Source organism: Bryocella elongata (assembly GCF_900108185.1).
Lineage (GTDB): Bacteria > Acidobacteriota > Terriglobia > Terriglobales > Acidobacteriaceae > Granulicella > Granulicella elongata.
In genome coordinates this window covers 18776-44633 of record NZ_FNVA01000001.1, presented here as the reverse complement: position 1 = coordinate 44633, position 25858 = coordinate 18776, and the positions used below count along the sequence as shown (strand labels likewise).

General features: G+C 58.5%; 21 protein-coding genes. 10 read left to right on the top strand and 11 right to left on the bottom strand.

Translation table 11 applies throughout. From position 1 onward, the window contains the following. Positions 1 to 115 precede the first annotated feature (115 nt). Positions 116 to 3733 carry a carboxypeptidase-like regulatory domain-containing protein gene (locus C4S68_RS00220; RefSeq protein ID WP_160114926.1) on the top strand — a complete coding sequence of 1206 codons (3618 nt, stop codon included), beginning with the start codon at positions 116 to 118 and terminating at the stop codon, positions 3731 to 3733. Between the two features lie 227 nt (positions 3734 to 3960). Here C4S68_RS00220 and C4S68_RS00215 read toward each other — a convergent pair whose 3' ends face one another. Continuing rightward, positions 3961 to 4824 (bottom strand): IclR family transcriptional regulator, encoded by an 864-nt coding sequence (locus C4S68_RS00215; protein WP_103931039.1) that lies wholly within the window; start codon positions 4822 to 4824, stop codon positions 3961 to 3963. 1110 nt (positions 4825 to 5934) lie between these two features. Between C4S68_RS00215 and C4S68_RS00205 the strand changes: the two genes are divergently transcribed. Then, the gene (locus C4S68_RS00205) at positions 5935 to 6864 is read left to right on the top strand and encodes a DmsE family decaheme c-type cytochrome (RefSeq protein ID WP_103931037.1); all 930 of its coding nucleotides are present in this window, start codon (positions 5935 to 5937) and stop codon (positions 6862 to 6864) included. A 154-nt stretch (positions 6865 to 7018) separates the two neighbouring features. Next, positions 7019 to 9610, top strand: coding sequence for a hypothetical protein (locus tag C4S68_RS00200; protein ID WP_160114925.1), 2592 nt, complete (start codon positions 7019 to 7021; stop codon positions 9608 to 9610). An 8-nt stretch (positions 9611 to 9618) separates the two neighbouring features. Here C4S68_RS00200 and hypE read toward each other — a convergent pair whose 3' ends face one another. Genes hypE through C4S68_RS00150 form a run of 10 tightly spaced genes read right to left on the bottom strand, consistent with a single transcriptional unit; the run spans position 9619 to position 18857 of the window. Beyond that, positions 9619 to 10671 (bottom strand): hydrogenase expression/formation protein HypE, encoded by a 1053-nt coding sequence (hypE, locus tag C4S68_RS00195; protein ID WP_103931035.1) that lies wholly within the window; start codon positions 10669 to 10671, stop codon positions 9619 to 9621. Beyond that, positions 10631 to 11761: a hydrogenase formation protein HypD gene (hypD, locus tag C4S68_RS00190; protein WP_103931034.1), complete on the bottom strand. Its 1131-nt coding sequence runs from the start codon at positions 11759 to 11761 to the stop codon at positions 10631 to 10633. The genes hypE and hypD overlap by 41 nt, the downstream gene beginning before the upstream one ends. 5 nt (positions 11762 to 11766) lie before the next feature. Beyond that, positions 11767 to 12027 (bottom strand): HypC/HybG/HupF family hydrogenase formation chaperone, encoded by a 261-nt coding sequence (locus C4S68_RS00185; RefSeq protein ID WP_103931033.1) that lies wholly within the window; start codon positions 12025 to 12027, stop codon positions 11767 to 11769. 30 nt (positions 12028 to 12057) lie between these two features. After that, positions 12058 to 12774, bottom strand: a complete 717-nt coding sequence (hypB, locus tag C4S68_RS00180; RefSeq protein WP_103931032.1) for a hydrogenase nickel incorporation protein HypB — start codon at positions 12772 to 12774, stop codon at positions 12058 to 12060. Beyond that, a complete protein-coding gene (gene hypA, locus C4S68_RS00175) occupies positions 12729 to 13133 on the bottom strand; it encodes a hydrogenase maturation nickel metallochaperone HypA (RefSeq protein WP_103931031.1) in 405 nt (134 codons plus the stop codon). Before hypA ends, hypB begins: the two co-directional genes overlap by 46 nt. After that, complete coding sequence (locus tag C4S68_RS00170) at positions 13126 to 13695, bottom strand: hydrogenase maturation protease (RefSeq protein WP_160114924.1); 570 nt, start codon at positions 13693 to 13695, stop codon at positions 13126 to 13128. The genes hypA and C4S68_RS00170 overlap by 8 nt, the downstream gene beginning before the upstream one ends. After that, the gene (locus tag C4S68_RS00165; RefSeq protein ID WP_235011248.1) at positions 13692 to 15389 is read right to left on the bottom strand and encodes a nickel-dependent hydrogenase large subunit; all 1698 of its coding nucleotides are present in this window, start codon (positions 15387 to 15389) and stop codon (positions 13692 to 13694) included. Before C4S68_RS00165 ends, C4S68_RS00170 begins: the two co-directional genes overlap by 4 nt. Continuing rightward, the gene (gene nrfD, locus C4S68_RS00160; protein WP_103931029.1) at positions 15389 to 16708 is read right to left on the bottom strand and encodes an NrfD/PsrC family molybdoenzyme membrane anchor subunit; all 1320 of its coding nucleotides are present in this window, start codon (positions 16706 to 16708) and stop codon (positions 15389 to 15391) included. Before nrfD ends, C4S68_RS00165 begins: the two co-directional genes overlap by 1 nt. Continuing rightward, the gene (gene hybA / locus C4S68_RS00155; protein WP_103931028.1) at positions 16705 to 17661 is read right to left on the bottom strand and encodes a hydrogenase 2 operon protein HybA; all 957 of its coding nucleotides are present in this window, start codon (positions 17659 to 17661) and stop codon (positions 16705 to 16707) included. Before hybA ends, nrfD begins: the two co-directional genes overlap by 4 nt. Continuing rightward, entirely contained in the window at positions 17658 to 18857 is a 1200-nt protein-coding gene (locus C4S68_RS00150) for a hydrogenase small subunit (RefSeq protein WP_103931027.1), read from the bottom strand. Before C4S68_RS00150 ends, hybA begins: the two co-directional genes overlap by 4 nt. Before the next feature lie 254 nt (positions 18858 to 19111). On the opposite strand from C4S68_RS00150, the gene C4S68_RS00145 reads away from it, so the two are divergent. From C4S68_RS00145 to C4S68_RS00115, 7 genes are all read left to right on the top strand, one after another. Further along, positions 19112 to 19432, top strand: coding sequence for a c-type cytochrome (locus tag C4S68_RS00145; RefSeq protein ID WP_103931026.1), 321 nt, complete (start codon positions 19112 to 19114; stop codon positions 19430 to 19432). An 11-nt stretch (positions 19433 to 19443) separates the two neighbouring features. Then, positions 19444 to 20874: a NapC/NirT family cytochrome c gene (locus C4S68_RS00140; RefSeq protein ID WP_103931025.1), complete on the top strand. Its 1431-nt coding sequence runs from the start codon at positions 19444 to 19446 to the stop codon at positions 20872 to 20874. 284 nt (positions 20875 to 21158) lie between these two features. Then, positions 21159 to 21845, top strand: coding sequence for a lipid-binding SYLF domain-containing protein (locus C4S68_RS00135; protein WP_103932073.1), 687 nt, complete (start codon positions 21159 to 21161; stop codon positions 21843 to 21845). A gap of 363 nt (positions 21846 to 22208) precedes the next feature. Next, positions 22209 to 22982 carry a Crp/Fnr family transcriptional regulator gene (locus C4S68_RS00130; RefSeq protein ID WP_103931024.1) on the top strand — a complete coding sequence of 258 codons (774 nt, stop codon included), beginning with the start codon at positions 22209 to 22211 and terminating at the stop codon, positions 22980 to 22982. 44 nt (positions 22983 to 23026) lie between these two features. Further along, positions 23027 to 23719, top strand: a complete 693-nt coding sequence (locus tag C4S68_RS00125) for a response regulator (RefSeq protein WP_103931023.1) — start codon at positions 23027 to 23029, stop codon at positions 23717 to 23719. Positions 23720 to 24162: 443 nt separating this feature from the next. Then, the gene (locus tag C4S68_RS00120) at positions 24163 to 25119 is read left to right on the top strand and encodes a slipin family protein (RefSeq protein WP_200821444.1); all 957 of its coding nucleotides are present in this window, start codon (positions 24163 to 24165) and stop codon (positions 25117 to 25119) included. A gap of 57 nt (positions 25120 to 25176) precedes the next feature. Beyond that, positions 25177 to 25848 (top strand): universal stress protein, encoded by a 672-nt coding sequence (locus C4S68_RS00115; protein ID WP_103931022.1) that lies wholly within the window; start codon positions 25177 to 25179, stop codon positions 25846 to 25848. Positions 25849 to 25858 lie beyond the last annotated feature (10 nt).

The following is a 25858-nucleotide window of genomic DNA, read 5'->3' as shown; positions in this document are numbered from 1 at the left end:
AGAATTTGGAGCTTTATAGGATTCGCGCGTTCTTGCAACAGGAATTGTTCCGTTTTCAGGGAGGCGCTCGATGACGCGCATGTCACACCGATCCACAACCACAAGAAGTTTCCGGATGTTGATGCTTCTCGCATCCGCGATTCTCGCCTTCGTACTGTCACCCCATCCGGCTGCCGGTCAGAGTTCTTCCTCCGCGGTTACCGGAGCGGTCTCTGATCCCACCGGAGCCAAGGTGCCTGCAGCGAAGATTACGTTGACGAATGTCGACACCAACGTCGTTCGCGTCACCAGTTCCAACGGCGCCGGCGACTACAACTTCGTCAGCGTGCCGCCAGCGCGATATACGCTCACCATCGCCGCACCCACGTTCCAGACGGAGAAGATCGCACCGTTCCCGGTCGGCGTCGACCAGACGGTGAACATCAATGCTTCACTGAAGGTGGGTGACACTAGTCAAAGCGTGACGGTCGAGGCGGTTGGAACACAGGTCGAGTCCGCAACCTCGGAGCTGGGCACGATCATGTCCACCACGGAAGTGAATGACCTTCCGCTGAATGGGCGCAATTTCACCGTGCTACTGGAGCTGACGCCCGGCGCTACGCCGATCAGCGTGGGGCAGAACAACAACCCGAGCAACACCGCGGACAACAATATTGGGAGCGGCACCAACTATATCGCTCCTTCACTGAATGGGCAGACAAGCCGCTCCACCTTCTACACGCTGGACGGCCTGAACGACACCAACAACTGGTACAACACCTATGCCATCCCGCCGATCATCGATACGATCCTCGAGTTCAAGATCAGCGCGCACGATTCGGCGCAGTACGGTGGCGTGCAGGGCGGCGTCGTGAACCTTGCCACGAAATCGGGGACGAACACGGTTCACGGAAGCCTGTGGGAGTTCGTGCGCAACAATGCGTTCGACTCAGTTCCGTGGGTTCCTCCATCGACCCCGAGCATCTACAGAGTGAACCAGTTCGGCGTTCAGGCCGGCGGTCCGGTCGTCATCCCGCATCTTTACAACGGGCGCGACAAGACCTTCTTCGAGGTTGCCTACGAGGGCTTCCGCAGGACACAAAACTCGGCGTCCAACCTTCTCGTTCCGAACGCCGCCGAAATGGCCGAGTCCTCATGGGGCAGCGGGATCAATCTTCCATACGCCGACTTCAGCAGCGCGCAAACCGGACTTGTGGACTCGACGACCAAGAATCCATGCCTGAGCAGCGCTACGACTGTCAGCGCGTATTCCTGCCAGTTGTTTGACCCGACCGGCAACAACAATGCGAACAACAGCAGGCCCGCTTACCTCGGCAATCAAATTCCCGCGTCCGAGCTCGACCCGCGCGCCGTCGCCTACATCAACGCGATCTTCCCCGCGCCCAGAGTGATCCCTGGCTATGCCATCACCACCTATAACGAGCAGGTGACGACTCCCTCGGTCGAGAACACCTACAACTACATGATCCGAATCGATGAGCACATCGGGACGCGTGACTTCATCTTCGCCCGCTATAACAACTGGCAGGAGAAGAACACCTCCTCCACCTTCCCGCACCTATACTCCTATGGCCAATTGCCTGCGCAGCAATACGGCGTGAGCTGGCTGCACGTCTTCAGCCCGAGCCTGAGCGTGCAGGTGCAATACGGCAGAACGCATGTCACCTCGAACTCCTACGCGGCGTTCGATAGCTCGGCGCCGTTCAATGCCTATCAGCCAAACCCTTCCCTCGCGCAGAACTTTATCGGCAACATCACGCTCACGCCCGACGTCGCGGTCAGCGGTGGAACCAACGGCTTTGGCGCCGGCGAAAACAGCAGTCCCGCACCGAATGAAGCTAATATCCACGAGTGGCTTGGTTCTATCAGCAAGACCATTGGCCGCCACGTCATTACGGCCGGCGGAGGCTGGGCGGAGATCAACTACGGCGAGACGATTCGCAATGACACGGTCAGCTTCAGTGGCTCGCAGACTGCGAATTTCTCCGGCAACCCGATCAATACGACCGCAGGACTGGGATCGGCTTACAAGAACCAGACCGGCATTGGGTTGGCGAGCTTCCTGATCGATGAGCCCACCTCGGCGACGAAGCGTAACGTGCTCCTCACCGAGCGGCCCGGCGGCATCGGCAACATCTACGTGCAAGACTCGTGGAAGATCCTGCCGCGACTCACTGCCAACATCGGCATTCGCTATGACCGCACAGTGATCCCGCAATACGGGACCAATGCCTCCATCGGCCAGCAGGGCAGTATCGAGACGGGTGACTTCGACTTCAACAATGGCTACTACGAACTGATGGTGGCGCCTCCAACCTGTGCGGTGCGGCAGCGCGCCCCATGTCTTCCATCGAGCACATTGCCCGCCAATGTGGTCATCGCGCCGCACGAAAAGATCCTGCACGGATCGAAGACCAACCTCGGGCCACGGTTCGGCCTCGCCTACAGCGTCAATCCCACGCTCGCTATCCGCGGCAGCTTCGGCATCTTCTTTGACAACTGGGCGGCTTCCATCCAGTTGCCGCAGAACTTCCAGGGCTCCTGGCCGGATGTTGGAACGCTCGGCGTCACTGGCCTGAACACCAACGGTTCCGCACTCTATGTCTCCGGACAGAACCCGTTCGCGGTCGGTACGTCTCTCGCAGGGCTCGAGCCGGCAGCCTCTCCCTTCACCAGCAACGTCAACTACTTCGTCGATCCGCTGATCAAAAACCCCTACTCCGAGCAGTACAACCTCGGCATCGAGCAGCAGTTCGGACACAACACCCTGCTGAGCCTCAACTACGTTGGATCCGAGAGCCATCGCCTGGATATTGGCGGCTACTACAACACCGGCGCCCTCTCCACCACCTCGTTCGCCACCCGTCTGGCGCAGGACATCAACCAGACGACGGGCGTATACACCACAGGAGCCAACGCTACCGGGCAGCCGTTCCCTTATATGCAACCGAACAAGTGGGACCGTCCCGGCGGTAACTCGACCTACAACGCGTTGCAGGCATCCCTGGCCCACAGCACGGCAAACGGGCTCACCTTCCACGCGGCCTACACCTGGAGCAAGGTCATTGACGAAGCGGACGACGGCTACTTCGGCGTTGAGGGTGGTGTCTCGGAAGATCCCTACAACATCCGCGGCAGCCGCGGGCCCGCTGGCTTCAATATCCCGCACCTTCTCACTGTCGCTCTTACCTACGCCGTTCCTGTTGGCAAGAACCAGAGCTTCAGCACCGGCAACCGAGTCGCGGACTACATCCTCGGCAACTGGGAAGTCGGCACGATCTTCATCATGCGGTCCGGGCAGAACTTCAATGTCACGGCCGCGGGCGATATCGGCAACACAGGAAACGGGAATACCTATGAGCGGGCGCAGTACAACGGAGCGAACCTGACTCCAGTCGGTGGACGCAACCGCTTCCAGTGGTTTAATACCGCAGCCCTCACGACGCCGGCCGCTGGAACACTCGGCAACTTCGGGCGCAACGTGCTGATGGCTCCAACCTACTACCAGGCGGACACATCGATCTTCAGAAACTTTCCCATCTGGGACAATCTGAAGCTCTCGCTGCGAGCCGATGCCTTTAACGTCCTCAACCACCCGGTACTAGCGAGCCCTGGATCGGCGACGACAACCCCCACGAGCGTTACGAACGGGATCCCCAGCGGTTTCGGTGTCATCACCGGCACCGCAAACGCCCAACGAATCCTGCAGTTCTCCGGCAAGATTCTGTTCTAAGTCGCAATGAAACAGCCCATTTGGGATGGACGAGTTCCCATCCCAAATGGGCGAAACAAGGAAGCAGTTTAAACACCCGCGCGGCCAGTCATCACGAATGATGACTGGCCGCGCGGAGGATTTGCGGGTTGGCGTGACGCTCCGGTCGCCGCGATCGCCATAGATTGCGATGCCGAGCCCAGGCAGGACACCAACCTCGTTCGCATCAGTAAAGTTCGATCGCGGGTCTAGGTGCTCCGGTGGGACTTCTTCGAGCGCTTCACACGTGGAGCAAGCCCTTGATTCGGAGGCGCTCCCAGGGCCTCCGAGATACGCCCGCTCGCCGCGCGCAGCACCTCGATCACTTCCGCTACACCGACCTTATCTTCGATGCGCTTTACATAGGGCACCGTGAGTCCTGCCACCGCATCCTGCTGTGCGTTGACGATCGGGAAGCTGACGTTGACGACTCCGGTCACCTCGTAACTCTCGCGACGCTCATAGCCGCGAGCGCGAATCTTGTTGAGGTGCGCATCAAAATCTGCCGGCGGGCGCTCCTTCTTGGTTTCGAGGCTCCACTCCATAATCGCTCGCATCCTCGCGTCCTCCGATTGGTGGGCGAGGATGACGTGACCGGTTGCCGCATGCATCAGGTTTACCTTCGAACCCATCTTGACGGAGAAGCCCGTAGATTCCGGCGAATCGACCTGGGCCACAATCACGACATGTCCGCCATCAACCACACCCAGGTGGCAGGACTGACGCAATTCATACGCCACACGATGCATCACAGGCAGAGCTTCCAGCGTCAATCGCTTGGTCGGAGGATGCTCCTGCGCAAGCCGAAAGAGTCGCAGCGTCAGATGATACCGTTCCCTGTTCTCGGACTGGGCCAGGTAACCGCGCCGCTCCAGACACAGCAACATCCGGAATATCTCGGAGACGGTTCTATTCAGCGAACGAGCTACCTCGCTAACCGTCAAACCTTCCGGCGTACTCGCGAACAGTTCAAGGATGTCCAGGCCCTTTTCCAACGCTGGCGTCGGGTACTCGCGCCGCTTTCCGGCTTTTTCCGCGTTTTTCCCGGCAATCTTTTGAGGCGATCGAATCATGACGGAAGTCTACCAAGCGAGGGCCCCCTCGTGGCGCGTTTGATCCATGTCCTGATCCTCAGGCTACACATTCCGTCCCACGGCGCGCGGGTTCTCCGCTTGGCCTGGAAGCGGAGATCACGGCAGGCAGCGCGAACTGGCAGTTCCGCAAGACCCTAAAGAACCAGCAGAAAGTCATCGTCAAAAGCCGTTACTTTCTGCTGGAAAACTCGCCGCCGAAATTGGTACGACGCTAAGGCAATTCATAACAAAGATAGGTCGAGCGGGGCGCCCATTACTGGCCGATCTTCCGGAAATCTCTCCAGCCTGTGAGTACCACCAAACCTATGGAATCGCGCCACCAGGAAGATTCCTAATTACTCCGGATCCAACGATGCAAAACGGTCTGGCAGTAGAGCGCCATGCTCATGTCCGGCTTCTCCTAAAGTATCCCCGTGCTGTCTCGTGTAAACACCAACGCTTCACTTAGCCGGCGGGATGCTGCCAGCATCGATAGCACTGCAAGCTCTGCCACTCACTCACGTTTGCTTCCCGGGGGCTCAGTTTGACCAGGTGCGGTTCCCCGATGCACTTTGCAAGTTTAGGTTTGGTGGCCTGTGGGCGACGGCGGCCGCATCCTTGGCCTCTCGAAATTTCTGAAGCAGGTCCCGATCGCGCTCGTTCCATCCAACCTCTTCGGAGCAGTGACCTGTTTGGATGTGATGTGGAACGTCAACGGTACGGAAATTGGTCAATCGCTGAACAGCACCATCGGCGACGTTGATTACGTCTGTCCGATGTCACGAACTGTTCGAACAAAGGCGACACTCGCCATCGTAGGTGATCCACTATACCGGTACTTAGCGACGCCGGTTGGCGTCTGAGCAATCGCTTGAGCGCCTCTGCCGATGCAAACGTCGAGCTGGCCAGCAGCCGCGTCTTCCTTCGGCCATTACCTGCAGCGGATCGGTGCGCCTTTGTTTCGAATAGAGCAAAACGATACATCTTCCTTCGGCTAAGTCCGAGACACTCGACATAAGCCCTGGCAAGCTCCCACTGTTCGGCGAAGGTGACCCATTTGACTCGCTGTACGGGCGTTCGGTCTTGTACACGGCTCATTGAGGAGATTCGATGCGGCGCTTGCTCCTGGTTCTTTTCTCGCTAGCGACACTCGCAGGCTTCTGGACCTCCGCGACGGTTGCCGCAGGGCAACAGACAAAATCGTCTACGTTGGGTCATCAGGCAGCGTCAGCAATTCCCGGAGCCTTTGCAGGAGCGGAGACCTGCGCCACATGCCACGCGGACGTCGCCAACAAGTTCTCCTCAAACCCTCATTCTGCTTTGGCTCTCATGCACGGCGGCAAGGGTGTGACCTGTGAAGGCTGTCATGGGCCAGGGCAAGCGCACGTTGATTCTGGCGGGGACCCGACGAAGATTCTGCAACTCAGTAAGATGTCGGCGAAGCAGATCGATAGCACATGTCTTGCCTGCCATGCTGAAGCTCACCCCAACTTCATGCGTTCTGCACACGGCAAAGCCGATGTCGGCTGCACGAGCTGCCATAGCATCCACAGCAGCTCGAAGAGTCTTGATGGCGCCGCAAGTCTGCTGAAGGTCGATCAGCCGCAGCTTTGCTTCACTTGCCACGCCGACGTGAAGCCCGCCTTCAGTCAGCCATTTCATCACAAGGTCAAGGAAGGCCTGATCAAGTGCAGTGATTGCCACGACGCGCATGGGACCTTTGGCAATAGCCAGCTACGGTCGACAGCGGATCAGAACATGATCTGCACCAAGTGCCACACGGAGACGCGCGGACCGTTCGTCTTCGAGCATGCTGCGGTGAAGGCGGAAGGCTGCCTTGGATGCCACACACCCCATGGCTCTCAGAACGCGCGGCTGCTGAATGTTCCCAACGTCAACCAGATGTGCAACCAGTGCCACAGCCCGGTTGCCGCTGGAACCATCCATGGCATGAATGCTGGGTCCGCCGAGGTCCAATCCTGCGTGGGCTGTCACACCATGATCCATGGCTCTAACGTCAATCCGGCATTTATTCGGTAACGGTGGCGGCACGATGACGTGGCCGCACTCCCGGGTCGAATGATGACTTCGACAGAACACTGCTTCATCGCCGACGAGGCTTGATATGACGAAGATCGACCGACTCTGCCGGGGATACAAATGCCGGGTAACGCGCGCGCGCTGGGGTTCGATCATGATGAGTCTCGTCATGGTGGGACAGTTGATGAGCGTGGCGATCATGACTGCACAGACGCCTTCGCTGAAGGTGCCCGCATCGAAGCCGGCTGCGCCCCCAACAGCAACGGTGCCGCGCGGCCCTACCGCTCCAGTCGCTCCAGTCGCACCAGTGGCCGCTGTCGCGCCTGTCGCAGCACAGCAGGTGCAGCAGGACGGCTATGTGATCCGGCAGTCGGCTGATCTTGGAGGGCACCTGGTGGGGGTATCGGGCAGTGGTGCGATGTACGACACACTTGTGAATCTTCATTCCGGGCCACGGGTACTCGGCCAGACGTTTTCGATGCGCGCGATCCCTGGCACAAAGCACGCGCTCATCGATTCGCTGAGTGCCTTCAGCAATGGCTTTGGGGGCGACCCCATCAACTATGCCAAGCTATCGTTTTCCAAGGGCAAGCTTTATGAGTTCAGTGGAACCTTTCGGCGCGACCGGCAATATTTCGACTACGATCTGCTTGCGAATCCCAGTATTCCGCCGGGGGTGGGGACTGCGTATGGAATGACGGCTGGAGTTCCAACGACGGCTTCACTGCCCCAACCGCAGCTGAATCAATCGCCCGTTATGTTCAATACAGTGCGCAGGATGACAGACGTCAACCTGACGATTCTGCCGCTTTCAAAGGTCTCTTTCCGGGTGGGATATTCACAAAACATATTCCAAGGGCCGAGTCTGAGCCCTGGGTATTCCATCGGAACATCCGATTTGCTGCTTCAGGAGTACCAGCGCAACAGCACCGATGACTTCCTCGGAGCGATCACATGGAAGCCGTGGCGGTTGACCTCGCTCACCTTTGAAGAACAGGTGGACCACTACAAGGCCGATTCGTACTTCACGATCGCGCCAGGCCAGTTCAACGTGCAGGAAGCGGACGGCACGCCGGCTGCACTTGGTAACTGGGACGCAACGGCGTCGCCCTATTCCATTGCCTCATGCAACACCGCGAGTATGGGCAGCGGGTACACAAGCGCGAGCAACTACACGATCCTGTCGCCGGCGCAGACCGCAGGCGGCCGGCCGATCATCAATCCGGCGTGCGATGTCGTGACGAGCTACCTTCGTTCCCAGCCGACGCGTGTGCTCTACCCCACCGAGATGCTCCGCTTTCAGAGTGCGAGCCTGAAGAATATCGCTGTCAACGGCGACCTCGGGTACACGATCGCGAACAGCAACCTCGCGCACTACTACGAAAACTTCCAGGGACTCGACGGAGCGATTCGCAATGCAACCTTCACGGGTAATGCGAGGGTGCAGAGGCGGGTGGCAAGCTCAGACCTCGGCATCACCTGGCAGGCAACGGAGAGAATCAGCCTCTCCGATCAGTTTGATTTCTCAAACGTGCACCAGCCGGGCAGTGCAAACGTCACCCCGGGTATCACGCAGAACGTGCCAACCACCGCAGGCAATGAGACCGTGAACTACGCTGGACCACTGCTGGCGGGAGCGAATTACACGATCGAAGGAAATCCCAATGGTGCGCCTCTGTATGGTTACTTCGGCCAGCGCTACCTGACGAACAATGCGACCGTGAGCTGGGAAGCTTCGCCTCGAGCTACGATCGCGCTCACCTACCGCTACAGGACGCATAGCATTGTGCAGGCAGCCGGGTCGGGCACGTTAAGTTCGCTGATTACCATCAACGAGAACGGCGGGATCCTGAATATCGCGCTGCGCCCTACAGCGCAGTGGAGGATCAACGGGACAGTCGAGATGCTGTATGACGACAACGCGTTGACTCCCATTGGCCCCAGGCAAACAAAGCACTACCGGTTTCACACGTTGTACAAGCTCAAGCCATGGGCCACGATATCGGGAGCCTGGAACGATCTGGAGCGTCACAACAACACCTTCAACACCGGTGTCACACCGATCGATGGGCCCCTGGGGCATGTCGACCACACGCGAAATGCCGGCGTGGGCCTGACAGTCGCACCGAACGAGCGTTATGGGTTCGAAGTCAACTATGACTACTCGGACATCTATATCTCAACGAATGCCTGTTATCTGAATGGCGCCACAGCAACGTTGCCCGGAACGGCCTCCACCACCAGCAGCGGTGCGCCAAATATCTGTCCTGGAGTATTCGTCAGGGGCTCTACGACCGTGCTCTCGGACTGGGGACCGACCAAGGACTTCATGGATGCACCCACCCAGTATGCGTCCGTGGGCGCCAACTTCTCCCCGAAGCCGATGATCCGCTTAGCGGCGGGTTACAGTATCAGTGCGGTAAGCGGCAACCAGTTCTTCGCGAACGCGCAGCAGGTGAATGGTTCTCTCCAATCGGCATACCAGTCTCCCTACTTCAATGCAACCTGGACGATCCGGCCTGGTTGGATCTGGAAGGCGGAGTACAACTATTTTGGCTACGGCGAGGGTGGCCCTTCGGGTGCACCGTTCTGCAGCAGTTCAACGTCTCTGACTTCGGTAGTCGTCCCTTGCAACTCTCCCACGCTCATTGGACCAACCGGGTTGAAGGAACCATCCTCCGGATTGAGCGCACCGAGAAACATGCATGCCAACATCGTCACTCTGTCCATGCACTACGAGTTCTAGCAACATCATCAGCAGATCCTCGGAAGCTGTTCCCCCGACATCATGTCGAGCACCCGGTGGCCTCCGATACGGCTGCGAAGGGTAACGATCCCTGAACTCCTATCGGACTTTCGTTCATGGACCATGCCAACCTGCACGGCACCCGCGGAGACACTTTGTGCGCGAAGGATTGTGAGCGCACGGTCAGCGTCTTTCTCGGCGATAAAGACGGCGAAGCGTCCCTCATTGGCGACGTAGAGTGGATCGAGGCCAAGCAGTTCACACGCACCTCGGACGACAGCCGAGACCGGGATAAGAGCCTCCTGCACCATGATGTGAAGTCCTGCGGCTGAAGCAATCTCATTGAGCGCAGAGGACAAGCCCCCACGGGTAAGATCTCGCAGACAATGGATCTCGATGCCGGCACTGAGTAGTGCCTCGACAGCGGGCCAGAGGCACGCTGTGTCGCTGAGCATCGGGCCCTCGAACTGGAGCCCTTCGCGCACGGAGAGGATCGCGATTCCGTGAGCTCCAAGATCTCCACTCACGAGGACGACATCGCCGGCTCGAACGGACTGGGGACCAATCGGTCCTGGCGCAACCACCACACCGATGCCTGACGTGTTGATGAAGATCCCGTCGCCCTTTCCCTTGTCCACCACCTTCGTGTCTCCGGTCACGATGGGCACGTGAGCCATCATTGCGGCATCGCGCATGGAGAAAACCACCTGACGGAGGGTATCCATGGCTAGCCCCTCCTCGAGGATGAATCCGGCACTGAGAGCCATGGGGCGTGCGCCACACATCGCAAGATCGTTAACGGTTCCGTTGACGGCGAGGTCACCAATCGTCCCTCCTGGGAACACTAATGGCTGGACGACATAGCTGTCGGTCGTCATGGCAAGCCTGGCGCCACCTACCGAGAGCAATGCTCCGTCATGACGTGCTTCGAGGGCTGTGTTGGCGAACGCAGGAAGGAATATCTCTTCGAGAAGTTGATTTGTCAGTCGACCACCGCCACCGTGAGCCAGCAGAATCCGTTCACGGGTTGGCAGCGGCAACGGGCATGTAAAGGTCGGCATCGTCCTTGCTCCTTCCAAAGTGAAAGTAGGCGGCGCACGCACCTTCCGACGAGACCATAGGAGCGCCCAGCGGGGCATCCGGAGTGCAACGCGTGCCAAACGCGGGGCAGTCGTAGGGCCTGCGCAGACCTTGCAAGACGAGGCCGGCGATGCACTCCGGAGACTCTGTTGGGTCTTCGAGTTGCAGATCGAATTTCGCCTCGGCATCGAAGCTCCGGTAGGTCTCTCGCAAGCGCAATCCACTTCCAGCGATCTCGCCGATGCCACGCCACGCGCGGTCTGTCACCTCAAAGACCTCAGACACCCTCTCTTGTGCGGCCCGATTCCCTTCCCTTGCTACAGCGCGTGTGTATTGGTTCGCGACCTCGGCACATCCGTGTTCAAGCTGCCGCACCAGCATCAGCACACCTTCGAGAAGATCGAGCGGTTCGAACCCTGTGACGACAATCGGAACCCGAAACCTTCGGCTGATCGAAAAGTACTCTTCGTAGCCTGTAACCATGCAGGCGTGTCCTGCCGCGAGAAAGCCCTGGACCTGGCATTGAGGAGACGAGAGCACAGCTTCCATAGCTGGCGGCACGAGGACGTGCGAGACCAGCATCGATAGATTGGAAAGCTTCTCGCGACAAGCCTGCCACACCGTCATGGCATTCGCTGGGGCAGTCGTTTCGAAGCCGACCGCGAAGAAGACGACCTCGCGTTGAGGATTGGACCGAGCCAACTTCAGAGCATCTAGGGGCGAATAAACAATACGGACATCGGCGCCAAGAGATTTGGCGTCGAGCAGGCTCTGCGTAGAACCGGGCACACGAAGCATATCCCCAAAGGAACAGAGGATGACCTCGGGCAAGAGTGCCGTGGCTACCGCTCGATCGATCATGGAGATAGGAGTGACGCAGACCGGGCAACCAGGACCATGGACGAGAGTGATCGATGCGGGCAGCAATTCCTGTAGACCGCTCTTGACGATGGTGTGGGTCTGTCCACCGCAGACCTCCATCAGCGTCCATGGGCGATTCGAGACACGGCGAATCTCCTGTGCCATGCGCTGGACGGAGTCGTAGTCCCGGTACTCGTCGAGGTATCTCATCCGACTTATCCTGCCCCCGGCGTTTCGAGGTCCTCAAGCAGATCGAACTCTCGCAGCGCTGCGAAGACCCGATGCGCCTCGACTTCGTTCACAATCGACAAGGCAAATCCGACATGGACCATAACGAAGTCTCCCACCAGAGCTTCAGGCGTGTAGTCAAGGCACACTTCCTTGCGAATGCCTCCGAAGTCGATCTGTCCTCGTCGCAGGCCCAAGTATTCTTCGACTTGAATGCTCACAATCTTTCCTGGCACAGCCAGACACATAGTCGTCCCCTGCGGATCATCGTTGGTGCATTACAAAGCAGGACCGAGACGTCGCGATGACATCCCGGCCATTACTGGGACAGCGCGGAGTTCTACCGCCTGTTGAAGCCAATGTATCCATGCCCCCATGCCTTCGCCCGTCCGTGAGGAAAGGGCAAAGATGGTGGCATCGGGATTGACGTCTCGGACGTTGGTCATGAGTTCGTTTAGGTCCGCGCCCGATGCGGCAGCGAGATCGATCTTATTGATCAGGACGACATTGGCTTTATTGAACATGACAGGGTATTTCTTTGGCTTCTCCGCTCCTTCCGCAACACTGCATACCACCACGCGGAGGCCTTCTCCCAGGTCGAACGATGCAGGACAGATAAGGTTTCCGACATTTTCGACGACCAGAAGGTCCAGGCCGCTGATGGGAAATGCGTCAAGCGCGCGCGCCACCATTCGAGCATCCAAATGACACACGGTTCCCGTGGTGATCTGGTATGCACGGACTCCGAGGGCCTCGATTCGCTGGGCGTCGAGGTCAGTCTGCAGATCACCCTCGATGACAGCGAGTTGGAATTGACCTTGAAGGGCTTTGATCGTTGCTTCGAGAAGCGTCGTCTTGCCAGCTCCGGGGGCTGACATCAGGTTCATCACCAGCAGGCCTTCCGTGGCAAATCGCTCGCGGTTCGCCGCGGCTGTTTGTTGATTAGCGTTCAGTACATGGGTCTGGACCGAAATTCGTCCTGGCGTCGATTCCATGGTGCCTCCTCCTTCTCCGAATCCACTTCGATGTACTCGACCTGGAGCTCTTCTCCAGAGATGATCTTCAACGGAAAGCCGCATTGCTCACAGAAGAGACAGAGTCCGCACACGGGTTGCATTGTCGCGTCGCAAACGACACAGCGCATGGTCATGGGTACGATTTCGATGTCGAGCTGGGCGTTGCAGGACAGCGTGTCCTGGCGAGCGATCTCGAAGGCAAACTGGAGAGCTTCAGGGACGATTGTTGTAAACGTCCCCAGTCGCAGCTTGATGATCTGGATCGATTGCGCGTTCTGCTCGCGCGCTTTTGCTTCAGCGATCTGAACAATACTCTCGGCAATCGAGATCTCATGCATTCGTAGAAGCTCCCGGTAGTTCCGCAGAACTGTCGGCCGATAGCATCCGCAACCACCAGAGGTTGGGCACCCCAGGCTTTCGACGCGGGAAGCAAGCGATCCCGCGTTCGAGAAGCAAGATCGCGATCATCTCGGAGGCACGCGATGCCGTGCTCCAAACTTCGTCGCTGATGCCGTCAGCGAAATTGCAGGCTTTCGGATTGACACCCACGATAATGAGCTCCGAAGGGGCATGTCCGGCCAGTCGAAGGTGTGCCAGCGTCTCCCATAGTCCCGGATCGTGGCCGGTGATGCGGAGCTTTGCCCGTTGCGAGACAAAGTCCTCTTCCTGAAAGATCGAGAGTGTTCCCACTGCCGCATCCGCATGGACTGCATCGACCATGACCACAAGCTCTTTGTCGTAGAGGTAGGGTGCCAGATCGAGCCCAGGCGTTCCAAGATCAAGAACATCCACATGCGGAGGCCATTCGTACTCACAACGAAAGCTTTCGATGGCAACCGGCCCGAAGCCATCATCGCCAAGGAAGATGTTTCCCAGTCCAATCACGGAGATCGTAGTCACTGGACTTTCACCTGTGCCACTTCGTTTCCTGTTGCGTCCATTGTGTGGCAGGAACAAGCCATGCAAGGGTCGAAGGAATGAACCGTGCGAAGCACTTCCAGCGGCTTCTCTGCATCGACGACAGGGCTTCCGACCAGCGACGTCTCGTAGGGCCCTGGAACACCGTTTTCATCCCGGGGGCTCGCGTTCCAGGTCGTGGGAACAACTGCCTGGTAGTTGGTAAACGAACCTTTGTCGATGACGACCCAATGCGAAAGTGCTCCACGCGGCGCTTCGTGCATCCCCATTCCCATGATCTCTCCCTTGGGAAACTGGGGTGCGTTATAGGTGGTGTCATCACCATTGAGTATGTTGGTCGTCAGCAACTGCAGATGTTCGAGGGCGAGGTCAGAGAGCATCGCCGAACGGATGGAACGGGCGAGATAACGGCCCATCGTCGACTGAAGATCGTTGGGCGTAACCTTCAGCCCATCCACCGCGGCGATTCGCTGGAAGGCGATGTCCGTCCACTTGCGCGTGAGCTTGTGACCACTCGAATATCCCACTAAGACATTGGCGAGAGGGCCGGCCTGCATGGGGCTTCCGTTGTAGCGCGGCGCCTTTACCCAGGTGTACTTGGCATCTTCCCTGAAGTCTGTGTAGTCGGGGATCTGCTGGCCCTTGTAAGGCTGCAGCGGTCCGGCACCTTGATACCAGGCATGCGTGGAGTCCTCTGTGACGGCTTTGCGAAACTCCGTGTCCTGCCAGTTGACGATAGGGCGCACTCCTGCGAGATCACCATTCAAGATTACGCCGCCGGGAAGGTCAAACTTACTTGCCTTTGCATCCAGCGGAAGATCGGGCACAGCGAGATAGTTGGCGACGCCGCGTCCAATGTGCAGGTATTCCGGATAGTACGCGGCAAGAAGGCAGGTGTCAGCGAGAAACACCTGCTGCACAAATGGGATGAGGTCTTCAAGGATCGATTGCAGCATGCCTAGCCGATCCATATTCATTGTTGCGAGGCTGTTGAGGTTGATGGCGTTCATCACGCCGCCGACAGCAAGGTTCTGGATGTGTGGCGTCTTGCCGCCAAGAATTGCAACCACCTGGCAGGACTTACGCTGGAAATCCAGCGCCTGAAGATAGTGAGAAAAGAGAATGAGGTTCACTTCCGGACTGAGCTTCATCGCGGGATGGCCCCAGTAGCCATGCGAAAAGATGCCGAGTTGACCACTGGCGACGAGGCCTTTCACCTTGGTCTGCACCGCTGCAAGCTCCGTCCTAGAGTTGCCTGCCCACGAGCTCGAAGCCTCTGCGATGGATGCGGCTTTGGCTGGATCCGCTTTCGGTATCTGCATGATGTCCACGAAATCCAGCGCGGAGAGGTGATAGAAGTGCACGATGTGATCGTGCAGCGCATGTCCGATGAGGATGAGATTGCGAATGTACTGGGCGTTCGGTGGGATCTCAAGCGAGAGAGCATCCTCTACTGCCCGCACTGAAGCGACTGCATGAACGGTTGTGCATACGCCACAGAAACGCTGTGCGAAGACCCAGCCCTCGCGCGCATCGCGCCCGCGCAGTATCGTCTCGAGGCCTCGCCACATCGTACAGCTGGCCCAGGCCTTGTTGACCACGCCGCCATCCACTTCGACATCAATACGCAGATGCCCCTCGATGCGCGTCACCGGGTCGATAGAAATGCGTGCCATCAAGCTCCTGTCTCTGATGCGATTGCCGGGCTCACAGTCACAGCTCTGGCCAAACTTGGGCGCGTCCATCCAAACGGACGAAACGCATGATCCCAGCTGCTGGCCTCTCCGGGCAATACGGCGAAGTAGTTGATCGCGAAGACGAACGCGACGATGCCCAGCGAGATGTAGCCAACGGCCATCACCAGTTCAGGGACTGACGGAAAGTAGCTGGTACTGCGCATGGGCGAGTAGGCGATGGACGTGGGGATGAACCGATACAACATACCACCGGCGCAGGCGAGGGCGGATGTATTCAGCAGCGCACGCGGTGTTTCGCGAACGCGGCGAAAACGAAGAGCAACGGCTGGCAACAAGATAAGCGATGTTTCAAGCAGAAAGAGCAGGCTCATCTCGTTCAGCGCGAACGCTGCGTGGATCTGTCCCCGCCACACAAGGTCGATGGCGCGAATCGCCAGGAACAGAAAGCACATGCCGCAGAGCAGGTTTGCCAACTCCGCCAGCACAGCGGTATCGAGCTTGCGCCCATAACGCAGGCAGACGATGAGCAGCAAGAACGTGGTGAAGGCAAAGCCGCAAAGGGCCGCGGCGACGAGATAGAGCAGAGGCATCGCGGGAGACTGCCAGAGCGGATCGATCTTGTCTCCCGCCAGAAGCAGCAGGCCACCCAATGAAGACTGGTGCATCAGTGGAATGACGTACGCTCCTATGATCATGTAGGGATATACCTTGCGAATGCGCGGCGAGATATGACGAAGGAACGCTCGCGACTTTTCATTGCCGGTGTAGTAGAGGCGCTCGAGAAAGAGAGGCAGAATCTCGAATGACAGGAAGACTGCGCAGTAAAGCGGCATGCAAATTGAGATTTCGAGCATCGCCGATTCGCTGTTCCAGCGCCAGGGCATGGCGGCGCTGTAGAAGTTCCAGGGCCTACCCACATCGAAGCCTAGCGCGATGAGACCGGTCGCATAGAAGAGGAATCCCGAAACAAGCGCAGTGCGCATCACCACATGCAGTTTCTGCCGGTTGAACACCCACGCAGCCATCCCCAGCGCCAATGGGCCCGAACCGAGCGCGGTCAGCGTCATCACGTTGAACGTCTTCCAGATCCCCCACGCGTAAACGGAGTTCATTGCGGAGAATGGAGCGAGCGGTGACACGACGCGGATGCCAGCCAGAATGAGTCCGATGGCTGCCAGTGCGATCAGGAAGCAGAGCAGCGGCGTAAGGACAGGACCTTGCGTCACTGGCACGCCCGTTTGCCAGTGATTGATGAGGGTCGTGCCTCGCTCGTCGGGACTTGCGGGGGTCGGGATCATAGCTGGTCCGGATACCCCGTCTTCTTCTCGTGCTCCAGCCTCTCCAACTCATGCCGGTTCCAGTTGCGTCGAATCACAAACCCCAGCACGCCGGCCATCAGGATTGGGCCTCCCAGCCACTTGTAGATCTTCGAGGTGACCTTCGTTGCATAGTGACCAATGGAGGTGGGGCCGAGCTTGGGAAGACCAATCTTCTGGAAGGAGACATTCGAGAGATAGAGCACCTGCGTACCGCCGGCTTCGTGTTCTCCGTAGATACGGCTCTCGAAGTACTTGCCTGGGGCTGCGGCGATCCGATCCTTGGCCTGGTGCAGCAGCGCGTCCCTCTTCCCGAAGATCACGGCGCCGGTTGGGCACACTGCCGTGCAGGCCGGCTCCAGATTCTCCTTAAGACGCTGGTCGTAGCAGAACTCGCATTTGACGATCTTCGGGTTCCACGAATCCCATTGAAACTGCGGAACCTCGAACGGACATGCCACTTCGCAATAGCGGCAACCGATGCACAACGAGCTATTCCAGGTGACCGCGCCCAGGTCTCTCTTCACCAGTGATCCGAAAGGGCAACCGGTCACGCACGCGGGATCAAGACAGTGCATGCACTGCTTCTTGACGAACGCGAACTCGTTCGACTGCGGATCCTGATACAGCTCAATAATGTTCTTAGTCTTTGCATTCAGCCCCGTAGGCATGTCCCAGATGCCGCCGGAGAGAACCGTATCGGTGGGCAGGCCATTGGCTTCGTTGCACGCGGGCATGCAGGCCTTGCAGCCGGTGCAGATGGTGCTGTCATAAAGCATGGCGACAGCATCCGGCGGGGCCACAGGATGCGCTGGATGCTCCTCCGGGGAGGCCAGCGCCGGCTTTGGCAAGACTACGCTGGCGACCGTACCGCCAAAGCCGATCATCACCTTGAACGCTTGTCGGCGCGACATCGGGATGGCCATGAGATTCATGGTTGGGGCCGCTCATGCGAACCAGGGTCTTCGCCTGGTGCATCATCGTCGTCTTGCTTCCGCGAGAACTTGCGCGAGGCAACGTAGCCGCCGGTTGCCAGCACTCCCACCCCGAGCCCAACCAGGCCTGTGGCCAGAGGACTTATCGTTCCGCGCGTCGTCGTGATGGAGGCATAGCTTGTCGGAGGCGCGGCAATTGTGTGAAGCTGCACCACCTCGAACATGGGAACTTTGAATGCCACGGCCTTCTCGGTACAGCCGATGCAGGGTGCACCGATTCCGATCGGCCAGACATCGGGGATCTCATTGAAGTGGCGCGTCGAGCAGCCGGCATGCGTGTCTGGCCCTTTGCAACCCATCTCATAGAGGCACCAACCTTCGCGGTGGCCGGCATCTCCGTACACCTTCACGAAGTTGCCGGCGTCGAAGTGTGCGCGCCGCGGGCAATGTTCATGGATATCGCGATCGAAGGCAAACTTTGGCCGCCGCTGTTCGTCCGTCTCCGGCAAGGTTCCATCGGCTGCGTACTGCAGCACCACGCCAAGCATCGTGTAAGGGTTCGGGGGACACCCGGGAATGTTGATGATCGAATGGTCCGGCAGCAGATCGGCGACGCCCACAGCGCCGGTAGGATCAGGGTCCGCCGAGGGAATGCCACCCCACGAGGCGCAGGAGCCGATCGCGATGATTGCAGCGGCCTTGCCACCCACGTCAGTCAGCACCTCCATCGCAGTGCGGCCACCGCTCTTCATGTAGATCCCTTGAGCCCCCATCGGGATCGAACCTTCCACCACGAGGATGTATTTGCCTGCGTATCTCTGCATGGCCTCATCGAGCGCCTGCCGAGCCTGCGCGCCGGAGCCCGCCATCAGTGTCTCGTGGTACTCAAGTGAAATGACGTTGAGGATGAGATCGGCAAAGCCAGGGTGAGACGTCTGCAGGAGTGATTCTGTGCAACCGGTGCAGTCCTGGAAGTGTAACCAGATGACGGGTGGCCGAATGACCTTCCCCAGCACGGCTGCAACATCTTCAGGCCGGGTCTTGTCCGTCAACGCCAGCCCATAGGGCGCCGCAACCATCAAGCTGGTACAGAACACCAGAAATGAACGCCGGCTGATGTTGCACTGACGCAATCGCTGATCAATGGTGCCCAGCGGAGGAACGCATTCACGATCGGCGAGCAGTTGCTTCAGCATTCTCACGCTCCCGGTGACATGAAGCTACACAGCTTGGGATAGCGTTCGCTGAGCAATTTTGACCACGGTGGCGAGCCTCACTTCTCTGCGAAGAGTTCAAGTCGAACTGCGGGAACCCGCAGACTTCATCACCGAGGCACACCGTTGAGCAATATTGCTCAGCCTTGTCGGAGCCCTTAGGCCATCATTCGATTGGATAGGTCCAATTGGCTATTCTCCGTGGCAGCCAGCCATTGTGACCAAGGAGCTTGATCATGAGACATCCATTCGTAGTTGCATTCCTGATGACGTTCGCGATCGCCGGCGTCGCTCCGCATGCTTACGCACAAGCGGGAGCCGACACCTACAAGTCCAAGTGCATGATGTGCCATGCCGCGGATGGATCGGGGAGCACACCGGCGGGCAAGTCGATGGGAGCCATTCCCTTCGCATCCGCCGCACTGGTCAAGACGTCAGACGCAGACCTCATCGCCGCGACCACCAACGGCAAGGGAAAGATGCCAGCGTACAAGAGCAAATTGACCGCTCCGGAGATCGCCGCGGTCGTAGCCTATGTGCGGACGCTACAGAAGTAAGCGAGGGTTCGATGCCAAACGCAGGTTCGTTCCGCGAGAATTGGCTTCGTCCGTTCTTCTTCTACGGTAATAACTGGCTCAGCCTGATCGGCGGCGCGATCACAACAGCGTCGGCCATGGTGCTGGCGGCCTTCTGGGTCATCAGCGTCTTCGGTCACGGTGGTTCGTCGAATCCCTACCTGGGCATTCTCTTCGATCTGCTTCTGCCAGGAGTCTTCGTACTCGGACTGGTGTTGATTCTTGTTGGGATCCTGATACGTCGCAGCTACCTTCTAGCGACCGACCAGGTGCCGTCCTTTTTCCCTGAAGTCAGTCTTCAGGATCCTGCATTCCGGCATGGACTCGAGATTGTCGCCGTCGCCACAATCGTCAACTTCATCATCGTCGGCGTCGGTTGCTATCGTGGCGTCGCTTACATGGACACGGTATCTTTCTGCGGGCAGACCTGCCATGTGATGGCGCCAGAGAACGCGGCGTACCATGTCTCATCACACTCCGGCGTAGCGTGCACCGAGTGCCACGTCGCGCCGGGAGCAGCAGGCTACGTCCACGCCAAGGTAAACGGAACGAAGCAACTCTTCATGGTTGTCGTCGACCATTATCCGAAGCCAATCATGGCGGATAGCAAGGTACCCGCTGCGAGCGCCACATGCCTGCATTGCCATAACGCGCATATCGACCTGGGTGACAAGCTACTCATCCACAAGGCATACGCGGACGATTCGAGCAACACCCAGACGACAAGCCTCACACTGTTGCACGTCGGAGGACAGGATGTTCTCGGCCACCTCAGCGGCATCCACGGTGCCCACATGGGAAGGATCGAATACATGGCGACCGACTCCGCGAATCAGACGATTCCCTGGGTGAGGAAGACAAACTCCGATGGTTCCACGACGGACTTTGTCGCTGCGGGAGCCGCCCTTCCGTCATCCGCTAAGCCGCATGTCATGGACTGCATCGACTGCCACAACCGGGCGGCCCACTCCTTCGATACGGCGCAAGGTGCGCTGGACAGGATGATGGCGCAAGGTAGTCCCAGCGCGTCGTTGCCCTTCCTGCACAAGGAGGCGCTCACCCTCTTGAATGCGAAGTACGATTCCCAGACGGACGCGAAGACTCGCATATCCTCCGGCCTGATCACCTTTTATCGCTCTCAGTATCCATCCGTCTGGGACACGCACCGAGCGCAGGTTGAGGGTTCCGCGGCTGCGCTCGTGAAGATCTACAGCACCAACGTATTCCCTTCCATGAAAGTCACCTGGGGCACGCATCCTAACAACATTGGTCATAACGATTCTCCGGGATGCTTCCGCTGCCACGACGGTAGTCATACGAGTAAGACCGGCCAGACCATCACGAACGACTGTTCAACCTGCCATAACCTGGTGGTGTCGAACGAGCCGCATCCGAAGCTGCTCGCGGATCTCGGGATGCGATAGCGCCTTCATGCAACGTTAAGACCTGGCGACAACACGGAACGCGCTTCGACTGTTCGCTTCCAGAGCAGTTTCGTGTGCTCCCGGGTGTTCTCGGAGACGTTGGCGACCAAAGACTTCGTCGAGCCGCATCTCCTCTCTCGGAATCACCACGTGAAGTTATTCCAAAGAATCCACCTGTGGCTTGCGCTTTCTGCATCCAACTCAATAACGGACTTATTGAAGCCATGCGAACCAAGAAACCCGTTCGCTTGCAGTTCGATCGACTTCTTGTTCAGGAAAACTTCATGAAGAAACTTATGACCGCCACTCTTGCTGTTGCCTTCACTGCGTCGACAGGACTCATCGCACAGACGCCCTCCAGCCTCAACGAACGCATCTCCTCCGCTACCCGGGTTGTGGACGAGATCATGCACGTTCCGGACGGAGGCATTCCTGACTCCATCGTCAGCAAAGCGACGTGTATCGCCGTAATTCCAAGCGTGAAGAAGGCCGCGTTCGTCGTCGGGGCTTCCTACGGACAAGGAGTCGTTACCTGCCGGACGGGCCATGGATGGAGCGGGCCGGTCTTCATTCGGCTGGCCGGCGCCAGCTTCGGGTTCCAGATCGGCGGTCAGGCCACTGACCTGGTCCTGGTAGCGGTGAATGACAAAGGCTTTCAGGATCTACTCCATTCCAAGTTTAAGATCGGCGCGGACGCTTCGGCCGCAGCCGGCCCCGTCGGCCGCAATGCAGCCGCCGCAACCGACATTTCTTTGAAGGCCGAGCTTCTTACCTACTCTCGCGCGCGAGGGATCTTCGCCGGTGTTGATCTCAACGGCGCCACAGTGTCCCAGAATACCGATGACACCCGACTCTTCTACGGTGGGGGAGATGTCAGCTATCCGGAGATCCTGCACGGAAACGTCCGCACCCCGTCCGCAGCGCGACGTTTCGTAAGTACAGTCGCTCGGTACTTTCGCTCGACGAGGTAGCATCCACCTCCCCGTCTTGAGGCTCGCGTTGTAGCAGCCTCCGGGCGTCGGTTGTAGCGATGTCCGCCCGCGCCCGCTATCAGGCGCGGGCGCTCTTATTTATCCCTCCCTACGAAGCCTCGAGAGCATGACATTGCTGAAGCGAACCGTTCCTCGACTTGACGCCCGGACCCGCTGCCAGTGTGCCTCGATAACCGAAGTGAGCCAAACAGCACAGTCAAATGGAGAGATCCTCCCTGATACTTGTATCAAGGCTAGTTGGCGGCTCGAGGCGAATCCTCTCTCACAAGCTGATTCAGCGGCGCCAGGCAAGCCTGCACGACACGCCGGTTCGACAACGCGGCAAACGCGGAGCGATGTCCCATGAGTGACTCACGGAGCTCGGAGTTCGAGATCGCTGCCCTCCTTGCAAAGCCGGAGTTGGGAGGGAAACAGGCTCGCTTCAGGGCCGGGGACCACTTCTTCACACAAGGAGATGCCGCAAGCTCCGTCTTCTATATCCAGAGTGGCCGAGCGAAGCTCACAGTTCTCTCCAAGCGGGGCAAAGAAGCGACCATCATGCTTTTCAAGAACGGCGATTTCATCGGCGAAGACGCTCTCGCCGGTGTGATCGGATTGCGCATCGCCAGCGCAACCGCAGTGACGGCATGCACGGCCTTGAAGTTCGAGCGCTCGGCGATGGTGCGCGTGTTGCACGACAACAACGCTTTCTCGGAAGTTTTTCTGAAGTTTGTCCTCATCCGGGGAATCCGTACGCAGGAGGATCTGGTAGATCAGCTCTTCAACTCCAGCGAAAAGCGACTCGCACGCACACTCCTCCTCATGGCGGAGTTCGGCAAGCCGGGTGAACCGGAGACGCTCATCCCAGCGATCACCCAGGAAGCGCTCGCCGAGATGATCGGTGCAACTCGTTCCCGAGTCAGCTATTTCATGAATCGGTTTCGCGAGCTGGGATACATCGAGTACAACGGACGAATTCGTGTCAATAAGTCGCTTCTCAATGTTGTCCTTCACGATCAGCTGCCCGGGCATCCATCATCCAGGCCCACCATCATCGCCCCGGCGCACGGTCCATCAAACCGAGTGACACGGACCAAACCATTGAGCAAAACGAAACAGCCCCCCCGGCCGAAGTGATGGGACACTCTGCTTAGGCTACGACCTTGCGAGGAGGGATAGAAATGACACTAGTGGCAGAGCGCAAATTGATGATCGTCGACGATGAATCGTCTATACGGACGACCCTGTCGCAGATATTCACTGAGCGGGGTTACATGGTTCGCTCCGCCTCTGATGGCTTTGCCGCGCTGGCCCTGATCGAGGATTCAGCGCCTGATATTCTCCTCTCCGACCTCAACATGCCGGGGATGTCTGGCTTCGAATTACTCTCAGTGGTACGCCGCATCCATCCAGCGATCTACGTGGTCGCGACGAGTGGGGCATTCTCTGGCAAGACTGTGCCGGACGGGATCGCGGCCGACGCCTTCTATGAAAAGGCCACCAGCTTGGGCTTCCTCTTCGAAGCTCTCAAGCAGGGCGTCGAATCCGACGGGAAGGCCGCCAGAGCGTCCAACTTGCCCACCACGCAATGGATGATCCCTTCCGGAAGACTTCCCTCAAATTCGTTTTATGTGCTCATGGGCTGCCCGCGCTGCCTGAGAGCCTTCCCGAAGGTACTTGCAGAAACGACGCCCGTCGCCTGCAGAACGGAGTGTCGCTACTGCGGAGCCACTATCTCGTATGCCATCGCTCCGATGCCCGGCCCGACATCTGGTGCGAATCTTGACCTTCATTTTTCGCATGGCGCTATCGATATCGATGGTGACTCCCTAAGGTTCGACCTTCCGTCCGGCGACCATAGCAAATCCAATTAGACAGAATCTCACTGTGCGATTTCATCGCTCGGCATAGCAGGTCACAGTACGAGAGGCGGCCGCCACCGAATGACGCAGAGACGTCCATATTCTCCATGCCCGCGTCAATGGCTGATGTCATGTGCTCAAGTGCTCAGACTCAGGCCTTAGCCGGTGCGAGAGTGAAGTTGCGGCTCTGATCTCCAAGAGGCATCCCGAGTGCAGCGTGACTTGTTTGAAGAGCCGCCAAGGCACCCAGGTTCCAATCCAGCCCGACTGGTTCAGGGCTGGGCGTCTCGTCATACTCGCGGTTTGGAGTACGCGGCTGCGTCCAGCCCACGCGCGTGCCCAGAACACGGAATATGGCTGTCGGCGCGGTTTAATTCACCAAGTTACCCATAAGCCTCGCGGACCGGATCTCAGATAAGGCCCCCGGTATTCACGCGCACAAAGAAAGGCACTCTGTGAAAACGAACAGTTCGTTTCCGGCCGTGATCTTCCTCGTCATAGCGGGCATGAGTGCAGGCCTCGCCTTCGGCCTGCGCGGCGCAGGAAAAGACTACCCTGCATTCATCGCCTTCGGGTTGGGCCTCTTTGTGGCTGCGGCAGCCTCATCCGCAACCCGCGTGGCAGACCAATGGAGCAAAGCCGTTGTGCTGAGGCTTGGCAGGTTCCGTGCCTTGCAGGGACCTGGCATCTTCTTCATCATTCCGCTTGTCGATACGATTCCCTACTGGATCGACACCCGCGTGCTCACCAGTTCGTTCACCGCGGAGAAGACTCTCACCAAAGACACCGTCCCCGTGGATGTTGATGCGGTGCTGTTCTGGAAGATTGTGGATCCGGAAAAGGCAGCACTTGCCGTAGCCGACTACCAGAGCGCCATCGGATGGGCCTCGCAGACGGCTCTCCGCGATGTGATTGGCAAAACGATGCTCTCGGACATGCTGGAAGGGCGAGACAAGATCAGCTCTGTGCTCCAGACCATCATTGACGCTCGCACACAGCCCTGGGGGATCAATGTGCTGGCGGTTGAGGTGAAAGATGTATTGATTCCTGCTTCCCTCGAAGACGCGATGTCCATGCAGGCGCAGGCCGAGCGAGAGCGACAGGCGCGCGTCATCCTGGGCGAGTCGGAGCTTCAGGTCGCGGCTAAGTTCGGCGAGGCGGCTAAGACCTATGAGAACAATCCGGTCGCTCTTCACTTGAGGGCGATGAATATGCTCTACGAGGGCTTGAAGAGCAACTCTACGATCGTGATCGTACCGAGTTCGGCGATCGAGACCATGCAACTCGGCGGGCTTGCCGGCATGACAGCACTGACGATGGGGATTGGCCAGGACAAAGCACTCGCAATACCGAACACCCAGGCCGCGACGAATTCGCCCGTCAAGGCACCATCAGCAGGAAACCAGGCCTAGATAGCCACGATTCGGCGTCTTCCTAATCCGCATTCATAGACGAACCAGGAGCTTCCCGTGCCCAGCACTCGCAAAGCAGCTTTTTCAGCGACGAAGATACTACTGCCGCTCGATTTCACCGCGACGTCAGAAACCGCTTTGGAGGCTGCTACCGGGCTTGCAAAGCAATTTCATGCCGGAATTCACCTCGTCCACATCGTCCCGCAGATTCCGGATTTCACCGGTACGGACTTCTTCCCTGCCACCGCCGTGCTCGTCGAGCAAAGAGAAGTCAGTGAACAGAAGCTCCGCACAATTCAGGAGCGGCTCGCCCGCCAGGGTGTGGCGACGTCCTTCAGCATTGAGATGGGCAATGAAGTTGTGGGGACATTGATGCGTGTCCTCAAGGAGCAAGAGGCAGACATGATTGTGATCTCGACGCATGGCCTGTCTGGCTGGCAACCGCTCATTCTTGGGTCAATCGCAGAGCATGTGATCAAGCAAGTGGATTGCACGCTGCTCCTGCTACAGTCCGCTCATCCTGTGGTCCCGGCCTCAGAACCGACGGATGGGGCGCGAATCGAGTCATTTGTTCCGCAGAGTGAACAGGGTAACCGCATCACAACCGGGATCACGGCTTCTGAGACTCCGGCCCAGAGACATCTAAACGAGGTCGCTGGTGACCTGGCGGAACAGGGAGCGCAAACCGAGCAGCGCTTTGACGAAAGCCATTCTCAATTCACAAAGTAACTCTCCCCGC